Below are 10,686 nucleotides of genomic sequence, written 5' to 3' on the forward strand. Positions count from 1 at the left end.
CAAGACAAGGAAATCCAGCGTTTCATGCCTGGATCACAGCACCATGTGGATGCGACCGGTGGCCTTGAGGTCACGGTGCAGCGCATCCAGCTGATCAGTACCGGTGGCACGGATCACCACACGGATGCTGCGGTAGTTGCCGTTCTTGCTGTCCTGCCAGGTGATGGCCGTCGCATCGAAGCCCGGCGCATGCACTTCCAGGATATTGCAGACCACTTCGACGAGATCTTCTGCGGCGGTGCCGACGATCTTGAGGGAGAAATCACACGGGAATTCAATCTTCGGGGGCGTCTGCCCACCAGCTGCTGGCGTCTTGGCCATGGGGATAGCCCTTCAGGTAACTCTATTTCCGACCATTCTACTCAACAAAGGGCGATCCGTCAGCCGGATCGCCCTTTGTTGAGTACACGACCGCGATATTCAGGGGCGCGCGCCTGGCACCGCCAGCACGCGCGCCCTACTGCCATCACTGAATCATGTCATCGGCCGCGTCACTTCGCACAGCCAGACGACTGACTCAGTTGAACAGGCCGTGGAAGAACAGCATCAGGGCATCCCACAGACGCTTGAACAGGCCGCCCTGCTCCACCGGCTCCAGTGCGACCAGCGGTTCTTCGGCCAGCACCTTGTCGTCCAGCTTGATCTGCAGGGTACCGTACTGCTCGCCGGCCTGAACCGGGGCCTTGATGGTGTCCTTGAGATCAAGGCGCGCGGTCAGCTTGTCTGCCTGACCACTCGGCACGGTCAGGAAGACGTCCTGGGCCATGCCCAGACGCACCTGGTCCTTCTCGCCACCCCAGACACGCGCCTGGTTGAGCACCGCACCCTTGTCATAGAGCTTCTTGCTCTCGAAGTAGCGGAAGCCGTAGGTCAACAGCTTCTGGGATTCCTGCGCACGCGCCTCTTCGGACTTGGTGCCCATCACGACACTGATCAGGCGGGTATCTTCCTTCTTGGCGGATGCCACCAGGCAGTAGCCGGCTTCTTCGGTGTGGCCGGTCTTGAGGCCATCGACATCCTTGTCACGCCACAGCAGCTTGTTGCGGTTCGGCTGCTTGATGCCATTCCAGGTGAAGTACTTCTGGGAATAGATCTCGTAGTGATCCGGGTAGTCCTTGATGATGCGACGCGCCAGAATCGCCAGGTCGTGGGCCGTGGAGTAATGCTCCGCGTGCGGCAGGCCAGTGGCGTTCATGTAGTGGGTGTTCTTCATGCCCAGACGCTTGGCGTGCTGGTTCATCAGGTCGGCGAACGAACCTTCGCTGCCGCCGATACGCTCGGCCAGCGCGACGCTGGCGTCGTTGCCGGACTGGATGATGACACCGTGCAGCAGGTCATCGACGGTGACGCTGGTGCCTTCGCGGATGAACATGCGCGAGCCACCTGTCTTCCAGGCATTGACGCTGATGCGAACCTTCTCGTCCGGGCTCAGCTTGCCGTCGTCCATCTCGCTCTCGACCAGGTAGGCCGTCATCATCTTGGTCAGGCTGGCCGGCGGCAGGCGCTTGTCGGCATTGTGCTCGACCAGGATGCGCCCGGAATTGGCGTCCATCAGAATCCAGGAAGATGCCGCCAGCTGCGGCGCCGCCGGAATCAGGGTATCCGTCTCGATGGCATGGGCCGGGGTGGCGGCAACGCCTGCGAACAGCGCAATGCCGCTGGCCGCCATCAGCGCGGAGAATCGACGCCGAAGAGGAAGAAGTCGGGCTTTCAGGGACATGTTGGAATCTCTTTGACACTCATGCATAAGCCGAGGCTTGCGCCTCGGCCAGGTTGCGCCTCTTCACGAAGCGCATGATGGATGAAAACGGGCCTGCGGCCCTTATCGCTCTGCCGTGACGCTGAAGGCCCCGGCATAGCCAGCATCGGCCAGCGCCGACTTGAGCGATTCAATACGGACATTGTCTTCCAGCGGGCCGACCTGAACCTTGTAGAGGTCGCCGCTGCCCAGCACGCGAGTCGGTCGTCCCAGACGGGAGCTGACACTGGCACGAATGCTGTCGGCCTTGCTCAGATCACTGACCGCCGCGACCTGCAGGAAGGCAGCTTCCCCGTTCGCCACGGAGGACGTGCTGCTCGGCGCAGCAGAGGCTACCACGGGCTTGGCGGCAACGCTCGCGCCGGAAGCGCTCGAGGCCACGGAACCACCGGTTGCCTGCATCGCGTCAAGCCCGGCAATGCCCTGCTCGCGGCGTACCGCCTGGCTGCGCGCCAGCAGACGCTCGGACTCTGCCGTGCCCTGGGTCGGGCTCGGGCCCGGCTTCCAGGTCGTGGCGTCGAGGGTCTCGACACGCACATGCCCGGTGCCATGGCCCAGCATGTCCAGTCGCCACGCCGCGCTGTAGGACAGGTCGATCAGGCGGTCTTCATGGAAGGGGCCGCGGTCGTTGACCTTGACGATGACCTGCTTGCCGTTGTCCAGATTGGTGACACGCGCATAGGTCGGCAATGGCAGCGACTTGTGGGCCGCCGTCATGGTGTACATGTCATAGATCTCGCCACTGGCGGTGGCGTAGCCATGAAACTTCTTGCCATACCAGGAAGCAGTGCCCTCGGCCACGTAACCGCGCGGATCATCCATCACGTGATAGGTCTTGCCCCATACCTCGTACTCGCTGCGATTGCCGCTGCGGGTATAGGGTTCGACACGTGGCACCTCATCGGGCACCGCCGAGACATCCGGCGCATCATCGGGATAGGCATCGCTGTCCATCTCGTAGCGGCTGTTCTTGCCCGCCTTCTTGCCGGTGCTCGCCGAGGCACCATCACTGACCTGGGTGCCACCCCCACTGCTGGCACAGCCGGCCAGCAGGGCAAGCGCGAGGGTCAGCGGTAGCGCACGTGACCAGCTCATCCCGCACCTCCGTCTTCGAGACGACGCTTGATCGCCCGGGAGAGCTCATCCACGGCCATCGCATACATGTGGCTGTGGTTGTAGCGCGTGATGACGTAGAAGTTGTCGTAGCCGACGGCGTAGCGGTAGCCCTGCTTCAGGTCCAGCGCCAACGGAATCACCTGGGTATTGCCGGCCACGTCATCTGCCACCTGGACACCGGCCGCCTCGAGCGCGGAAACGCTCATGTACGGCTTTTTCGTCTTGTTGAAGGTAACGGAGGACGGCGGCGTCCCGGGGCCATCCGCGGCGCTGACCACCGGCGCACCGGCCTTCCAGCCATGACGCGCGAAGTAGTTGCCGACGCTGCCGATGGCATCGACCGGGTTGTGCCACAGATCACGCACGCCATCGCCATCGAAATCGACCGCATAGGCCTGATAGCTGGTCGGGATGAACTGCGGATAGCCCATCGCGCCGGCGTAGGAGCCCTTGATGGAGAGCGGGTCGATGCCCTGCTCAATCGTCAGCTGCAGGAAGGCTGACAGCTCGCCACGGAAGAACTTGCCGCGACGCGGGTGATCGAAGGCCAACGTGGACAGTGAATCGATCACGCGGTGAGTGCCGGTGTGCTTGCCGAAGAAGGTCTCGACACCGATGATGGCGGCGATGACTTCCGGCGGCACGCCATACTCGGCCTGGGCGCGATCGAAAGTCTCACGATGCTCGGCGATGAACTTCACACCGGCTTCGATGCGTGATTGCTTCATGAAGATGGCGCGGTACTGGTCCCAGCGCAGATGACCTTCCGCCGGACGCGACATGGCATCCAGCACTTTCTGGCTGTAATCGGCCTGGTTCATCAGCTCGGTCACGCGATCGCGATCCAGCCCCTTGGCCACCAGCTCGTCGACCAGCTTGGCCGTTTCCGGGTGAGTCGCCGGGGCGAAGCCATCAGGCGCCGCCTTGGCCACGCCTGACATTCCCAGCAGCGGTGCCACCATCACCAGGGCTGCGCCCCAGTGCTTCAGACGTCGCCCACGCGCATTGATCACCGTCATCGACTCTCTCCTTGCCTGTCTGCGAGCTTGGGCTCGCGAATGTCCTTGCCACTCGGCAACTGGCCGCCACGTCATCGCGACAATAGGCGCCGGTGGGTATGAATGCTCATGAGAATACCGAAGCCTGCCAGCAAGGTCACGCTGGAGGTCCCACCATAACTGACCAGCGGCAACGGGACGCCAACGACCGGCAAGATACCCGATACCATGCCGATGTTGACGAAGACGTAGACGAAGAACGTCAGGATGATCGCGCCCCCCGTCAGCCGTGCAAAACTGTCCTGGCCATTGTTGGACATCACCAGCCCGCGCAGCACGATCAGCACGTAGAGCCCCAGGAAGAAGCTCATGCCGATCAGGCCGAACTCCTCCCCGATGACCGCGACGATGAAGTCGGTATGGCGCTCCGGCAGAAACTCGAGCTGGGACTGGGTCCCCAGGGTATAGCCCTTGCCGAAGATGCCGCCCGAGCCGATGGCGGTCTTGGACTGGATGATATTCCAGCCCGCGCCGAGCGGGTCAGACTCCGGATTGAGGAATGTCAGCACACGGCGGCGTTGATAGTCGTGCATCACCATCCACAGAAGCGGCAATGCCGAGGCGATCAAGGCGCCGAAGAAGGCGATCAGCTTCCAGGAAAGCCCCGCCAACAGGATCACGAACACGCCCGCCGCGGCGACCAGCAACGAGGTGCCGAGGTCCGGCTGGCGCGCGATCAGCAGCACCGGCGCGACGATGATGACGGCGCAGATGGCCAAGTCTCGCCAGCGAGGAGGCAGCGGGCGCTGACCGAGCCAGCAGGCCACCATCATCGGCATCGCCAGCTTCATCAGCTCCGAGGGCTGAAAGCGCACCACCCCGGGGATGACCAGCCAGCGCTGGGCGCCCATGCCGACATCCCCCAACACCTCTACAGCCACCAGCATCAGGAAGCCGGCGCCATAGGCGACCGGCGCCCAGCGGTAAAGGGTCGCGGGTGACAGCTGGGCGAGTCCGATCATGATCACCAGTGCCAGCGCCTGACGTGAGGCCTGGCGCAGCGTGAAGTCGATATCCTGGCCGCTGGCGCTGTAGAGCACGATCAGCCCGCAGCCGAGCACGGCCAGCAGCAACAGCAACAGCCAGGGGTCGAGGTGGATACGCTCCCACAGGCTGGTGCGGCGGCGATGACTGAGATCTCCACCTACACCACGCATCGAGCGCTGATAATCAGTCGGCATCGTTCTCTCCTTGCTCACCCTCGCCCACCGGTGCCTCCGGCGGCGCCAGAGCGGCAGCCAGCGTGAGCGCCGCCTCACGCGCCTCGGGGTCAATGCGCGGCAACAGCCAGTAATCGGTGACGGCACGCGCCATCGGGCCCGCCACGGAGCTGCCGCCCTGGCCGTTCTCGATCACCACGGAAACGGCAATCTCCGGGTGCTCGACCGGCGCAAAGGCGGCGAACAGGGCGTGGTCACGCAGACGCTCCGCGAGCTCCTTGCCGTTGTATTTCTGGTCCTGCCCGAGAGTGAAGACCTGGGCGGTACCGGACTTGCCGGCCATGCGGTACTTGAGGCCGGGCCCGACATACTTGCGCGCCGTGCCTTCTCGCCCGCTGACCACATCCTCGAGCGCGGCGATGACATCGTCCCACCACGCCGGATTGTCCAGCACCACATCCGGCTTCTCCTCGCTTCTGGGCAGCAACACCGTCTCGTCACCGATGCGCTTGGCCAGGTGAGGCGTCACGTGTCTGCCGCGATTGGCCAGCACGGCCTCCGCCGAGGCGAGCTGCAACGGCGTGGCAAGCCAGTAGCCCTGACCGATACCGATGGAGATGGTCTCGCCGGGGTACCAGGGCTTGTCGTAGCGATTGCGCTTCCATTCCTTGGACGGCATCAGGCCGGGCAGCGCGCCCTGCACGTCCAGCGCCGTCTGCTCACCGAAGCCGAACTTGTGCATGTACTCGCTGATGCGGTCGATCCCCAGGCGATAGGCGACGTTGTAGAAGAAGGTGTCATTGGACACCGCAATGCCACGCCGCATGTTGACGCGCCCATGCCCCCAGCGCAGCCAGTTGCGATACTTGTGGCTGTCATTGGGCAGCTGGAAATAGCCGGGATCGTAGAAGGTGGTGCTGGTGGTGATGGCACCGTTCTCCAGCCCCGCCAGCGACATGAAGGGCTTCACGGTCGAGGCCGGCGGGTACTGGCCGCGAATGGCACGATTGAACAGCGGCAGGTCGATATCATTCTGCAGCGCGCGATAGCTCTTGACGCTGATGCCGGTGACGAACTCATTGGAGTTGAAGCCCGGCACGGAGGCCATCGCCAGGATGTCGCCCGTCTCGGGCTCGATGGCCACGATGGCACCACGCCGCCCCTTGAGCAGCCGATAGGCGAGATCCTGCAGGCCGCGATCGATGGTCAGCGTCAGGTCCTTGCCTGGCACCGGGTCGATCCGCGACAGCTCACGCAGCACGCGACCCCGCGCATTGGTTTCCACCTTGCGCAGGCCCGCCTGACCGTGCAGCTCCTCTTCATAGAAGCGCTCGATACCGGTCTTGCCGATGAAGTGGGTGCCCGAATAGTTGCCCTTGTCGAGGGTCTTGAGCTCGGCCTGATTGATGCGCCCCACGTACCCCAGGGTATGCGACAGCGGCTTGGCGTCCGGGTAGTAGCGCAGCAGCTGCGCCTCGACCTCGACGCCGGGCAGGCGATAGCGATTGACGGCCAGACGCGCGATCTGCTCCTGACTCAATTCACTCATCAACAGGGCGGGCTGGTAGGGGCGTTGACGCTGACGCGAGCGTTCCTTGAAGTCTTCGACTTCATCGGGCGGCAGATCGAGAATCTCGACCAGGCGCTCAAGCGTCGTCTCGAGATCACCGGCGCGTTCGCGCACGATGGTGAGATTGTAGTTGGGGCGGTTTTCGGCGAGCAGCTGACCATTGCGGTCATAGATCAAGCCGCGCGTGGGCGGCAAGGGCTCGACACGCACACGGTTCTTGTCCGAGCGCGTCGTATAGATGTCGTGTTCCACGACCTGCAGGAAGAGCAGCCGCGCCAGCAGACACCCGGCCAGCACCAGCACAAGGCCGGCAGCCACGATGCTGCGAAGGCGAAAGATCCGCACTTCCTGTTGAGGATTCTTTATCGTCGCCCGGCGTTGGCGCATGGCGGGTCTCGCAACCAGTGTCGTGTCGCAAGCGGCAGGCGCTTACCGGTGATAGGGGTGCCCGACCAGCAATGTCCAGGCGCGGTAAAGCTGTTCCGCCAGCACGATGCGCACCAGGGGGTGCGGCAGCGTCAGTGCCGAGAGCGACCAGCGCTGATCGGCACGTGCCAACAGGCGTGGGTCGAGCCCATCCGGACCACCGATGAGGATGGCCACGTCTCGCCCTCCCAGCCGCCAATCATCGGCATGCTGGGCAAGCTGCTCGGTACTCCAAGCCTTACCTAGGACATCAAGGGCGACAACATGTTCATTTCCCTTGAGTTTTTCAAGCATCCGGTCGCCTTCACTGGCCATGGCACGGGCGATGTCCGCATTCTTGCCGCGATTGCCGGGCGCCAGCTCGATGAACTCAAGCGAAAAATCCCGCGGCATGCGCTTGAGATATTCCCGGCTACCCTTCTCCACCCAGTCCGGCATCTTCTGCCCGACCGCCAAAACTCGGATTTTCATGTCCTGTCCCGTGCTGTGTCAGAACGACGGGCAAGCCCGCAGTCCTTCCATCGGATACTCCCTGCCCGCGACATCGCGACCGGCAAGGACGTAACGCGCGGTTGGCATGTCCCGACGAGCAACCCGTCGGGTCAGGCTGGCAGGATCAGTGGCTCTGCTCGTACTCTTCACGCGTTTCGCGGGGCAGATCGCTCCACAGGCGCTCGAGGTCGTACAGGGCACGGGTTTCGGCCAGCATGACGTGGACGACGACATCGCCCAGATCCAGCAGCACCCAATCGGAGCCGTTGTCGCCTTCACAGCCCAGCGGCTTGACGCCGGCTTCTTTCACGGTGACCTGCACGTTGTTGGCCAGCGCGGAGATATGGCGGCTGGACGTACCGGTCGCGATCACCATCACATCGGTGACGCTGGTCAGCTTGGAGACATTGATCTCGCTGATTTCCTGGGCCTTGAGTTCTTCAAGGGCGTCGACAACCAGGTTTTTAAGAGCTTCGGTCTGCATGATTCCTCGGGAGTTTGTTCGGCAGGGGGCGCATTCTACCCGTTGGCGATGCGCGCGCCTATGGGCATCGTCATTTACTCGCCAAAGGGGCGCCACGCACGGCAATGCGGGATCGCGGCAGTGATGCCCCTCTCATGATGCCACGCTCGCACGCGACAAGACGTTCAGAGCCACAACGCTCAGCTCGATGATGGGCTCAGGTCGATGATGGACTCAGGCTGATGATGGGCTCAGGTCGATGACGGACAATAGAGGCCATGCGCCTCGATATGACGGATCACCGCTTCCGGCAGCAGGTAGCGCACGCTGTCACCCAGCGCGAGACGCTCGCGCACGAAGGTGGCACTGATGGCCATGCGTGTCGGCAGCGACAGGCGCAACAGATGGCCACCCGGGCGCGTCATCAAGGCCGCCACCGAGTCGACCTCGCGCCCCTGGATCAACGCTTCGAGCGCCCGGGGCAGCGGTGCATCATGGTCCGGACGCTCGATCACCACCACATGGGCATCATCGAACAGACGATCGGCGGCATGCCACTCCCCGAGCTTGAGGAAGGCGTCATGGCCGATGGCCATCACCAGCCGCGCCTGCGGACCATATTCGGCGCGCAGACTGGCCAGGGTGTCGGCACTGTAGGAAGGCCCATCGCGCAGCAGCTCACGCCCATCGGCCTTGAGGCCCGGCTCTGCCTCTATCGCGGCTTCCAGCATCGCCAGACGCTGGTCACTGCTGACGCCGGGCGCGGCGCGATGCGGCGGCTGATGCGCAGGCACCAGCAGCACATGGTCCAGCCCCAGTGCTTCGCGCAGTTCGATGGCACTGCGCAGATGGCCGTGATGGATGGGATCGAAGGTACCGCCGAGCATGGCGACACGCGGTACCGGGCCGAGGCAGCCCTCGAAGCCCGACTCCGCTGCCGTGTCAGTCCTTGAGCGCGAATCATGTGCCGACTCGGTGCCGTGATGCACGGCCTCACGCTCCTGCGCGAGACCATCGGCATTCAAGGGGCGCTGGGTATCCTCCAGCGCCTCGGGCGACAGGGCCTGCTCGTTCGTCAAGGTCTGCTCGTTCGTCAAGGTCTGCGCGGGCGCGACCTGATCCTCGGCGGGTGAGACCTGGTCCTTCACTGGCGAATCTGCCCATCACCGAACACGATGTACTTGCGGGTCGTCAGGCCCTCAAGCCCGACCGGACCACGCGCATGCAGCTTGTCGGTGGAGATGCCGATCTCGGCGCCCAGGCCATATTCGAAGCCATCGGCGAAGCGGGTGGAGGCGTTGACCATCACCGAGCTGGAATCGACTTCCGCCATGAAGCGGCGCGCCAGCGCATAGTTCTCGGTGATGATGGCCTCGGTGTGCCCGGAGCTGTGCCGCTCGATATGCGCCATCGCCTCATCGACGCCATCCACGACGCGAATCGCCAGAATCGGCGCCAGGTATTCGGTGTCCCAGTCTTCCGCACTGGCGGCCACGGCCTGCGGCAGCACTTCGCAGGTGCGCGCGCAACCGCGAATCTCGACTTCATGTGCCGCCAGACGCTCGGCGATACGCGGCAGGACCTCGGCGGCAACCGGCGCATCGACCAGCAGAGTCTCCATGGTGTTGCAGGTGCCGTAGCGGTGGGTCTTGGCGTTTTCGGCGATCCGGACCGCCATCGCCAGGTCAGCCGTGGCATCGATATAGACGTGGCAGATGCCATCGAGGTGCTTGATGACCGGCACGCGCGCATCACGCGAGATACGCGAGATGAGGCTCTTGCCACCGCGCGGAATGATGACGTCGACGAACTCGGGCATCGCGATCAGCTCACCGACCGCGGCGCGGTCCGTGGTGGCGACGACCTGCACTGCCGTGGCCGGCAGTTCGGAGAGCACCAACGCCTCGCTGATGATCTCGCTCAGCGCACGATTGCTGGACGCGGCCTCGGAGCCACCGCGCAGGATGCAGGCATTACCGGACTTCAGACACAGGCTGGCCGCCTCGATGGTCACGTTGGGGCGTGACTCGAAGATGATGCCGATCACGCCCAGCGGCACGCGCATGTGACCGACCTGAATACCGCTCGGACGCGAGCGCAGCCCATCGACCTCGCCGACCGGGTCCGGCAGCGCCGCGACCTGCTCGAGCCCTTCGATCATGCCGTCGATACGCGCCGGCGTCAGCGCGAGACGATCGACCATCGCCTCCGAGAGCCCATTGGCGCGTGCACGCGTCAGGTCCTCGGCATTGGCCTCTGCCAGTGTCTCGCGACGCTCATCGATCAGACGCGCCATGGTCTGCAGAGCACGATTCTTGATGCCGCTGTCGACGCGACGCATCACGACGCTTGCCGCGCGCGCTGCGTGCCCCAGACGATTCATGTACGCCACGACGTCCGTGGTGTCGTGCTTGCCCTGCTCACTCATGTGCCTAATCTCGCTGGTTGTCAGTGTCCACGTGCTCATTTCATCATCGGCCGGGCCCCGCGAGGGCATTCCCCAGAGAAGCCTCGACATGAAGCCCTGACGTACAGCCCGACGTGAAGGCCTGAGGTGAAGGCCAGACGTGGTGGTCGTATGTGAAAGCCTCAGAGGCGTAGACACTTTTGTCACTCGCCGTTTGGGGTATGCTGCCATTATT

Annotated in this window: 10 protein-coding genes; all 10 read right to left on the bottom strand. The window is 63.8% G+C overall.

The genetic code is table 11. The annotated features are described in order from the left end of the window. Positions 1 to 33 precede the first annotated feature (33 nt). Positions 34 to 321 (bottom strand): YbeD family protein, encoded by a 288-nt coding sequence (locus ACJJV2_RS12980; RefSeq protein ID WP_043331948.1) that lies wholly within the window; start codon positions 319 to 321, stop codon positions 34 to 36. Positions 322 to 517: 196 nt separating this feature from the next. Further along, a complete protein-coding gene (locus tag ACJJV2_RS12985) occupies positions 518 to 1,720 on the bottom strand; it encodes a D-alanyl-D-alanine carboxypeptidase family protein (protein WP_054555032.1) in 1,203 nt (400 codons plus the stop codon). A gap of 102 nt (positions 1,721 to 1,822) precedes the next feature. Beyond that, a complete protein-coding gene (locus ACJJV2_RS12990) occupies positions 1,823 to 2,854 on the bottom strand; it encodes a septal ring lytic transglycosylase RlpA family protein (protein WP_288987516.1) in 1,032 nt (343 codons plus the stop codon). Next, the gene (gene mltB, locus ACJJV2_RS12995; RefSeq protein WP_054555034.1) at positions 2,851 to 3,894 is read right to left on the bottom strand and encodes a lytic murein transglycosylase B; all 1,044 of its coding nucleotides are present in this window, start codon (positions 3,892 to 3,894) and stop codon (positions 2,851 to 2,853) included. Before mltB ends, ACJJV2_RS12990 begins: the two co-directional genes overlap by 4 nt. A gap of 71 nt (positions 3,895 to 3,965) precedes the next feature. Next, positions 3,966 to 5,114 (bottom strand): rod shape-determining protein RodA, encoded by a 1,149-nt coding sequence (rodA, locus tag ACJJV2_RS13000; RefSeq protein WP_043331958.1) that lies wholly within the window; start codon positions 5,112 to 5,114, stop codon positions 3,966 to 3,968. Then, positions 5,104 to 7,050 (bottom strand): penicillin-binding protein 2, encoded by a 1,947-nt coding sequence (gene mrdA / locus ACJJV2_RS13005; protein ID WP_216059756.1) that lies wholly within the window; start codon positions 7,048 to 7,050, stop codon positions 5,104 to 5,106. The genes rodA and mrdA overlap by 11 nt, the downstream gene beginning before the upstream one ends. A gap of 42 nt (positions 7,051 to 7,092) precedes the next feature. Further along, positions 7,093 to 7,560 carry a 23S rRNA (pseudouridine(1915)-N(3))-methyltransferase RlmH gene (gene rlmH / locus ACJJV2_RS13010; protein WP_043331959.1) on the bottom strand — a complete coding sequence of 156 codons (468 nt, stop codon included), beginning with the start codon at positions 7,558 to 7,560 and terminating at the stop codon, positions 7,093 to 7,095. 145 nt (positions 7,561 to 7,705) lie between these two features. After that, positions 7,706 to 8,065, bottom strand: a complete 360-nt coding sequence (rsfS, locus tag ACJJV2_RS13015; protein WP_043331961.1) for a ribosome silencing factor — start codon at positions 8,063 to 8,065, stop codon at positions 7,706 to 7,708. A 230-nt stretch (positions 8,066 to 8,295) separates the two neighbouring features. Next, positions 8,296 to 8,931 (bottom strand): nicotinate-nucleotide adenylyltransferase, encoded by a 636-nt coding sequence (gene nadD / locus ACJJV2_RS13020; protein WP_405282225.1) that lies wholly within the window; start codon positions 8,929 to 8,931, stop codon positions 8,296 to 8,298. 257 nt (positions 8,932 to 9,188) lie between these two features. Further along, entirely contained in the window at positions 9,189 to 10,472 is a 1,284-nt protein-coding gene (locus ACJJV2_RS13025; RefSeq protein WP_405281484.1) for a glutamate-5-semialdehyde dehydrogenase, read from the bottom strand. Positions 10,473 to 10,686 lie beyond the last annotated feature (214 nt).

The sequence above is a fragment of the Cobetia sp. Ld8 genome (assembly GCF_045066615.1).
Lineage (GTDB): Bacteria > Pseudomonadota > Gammaproteobacteria > Pseudomonadales > Halomonadaceae > Cobetia > Cobetia amphilecti.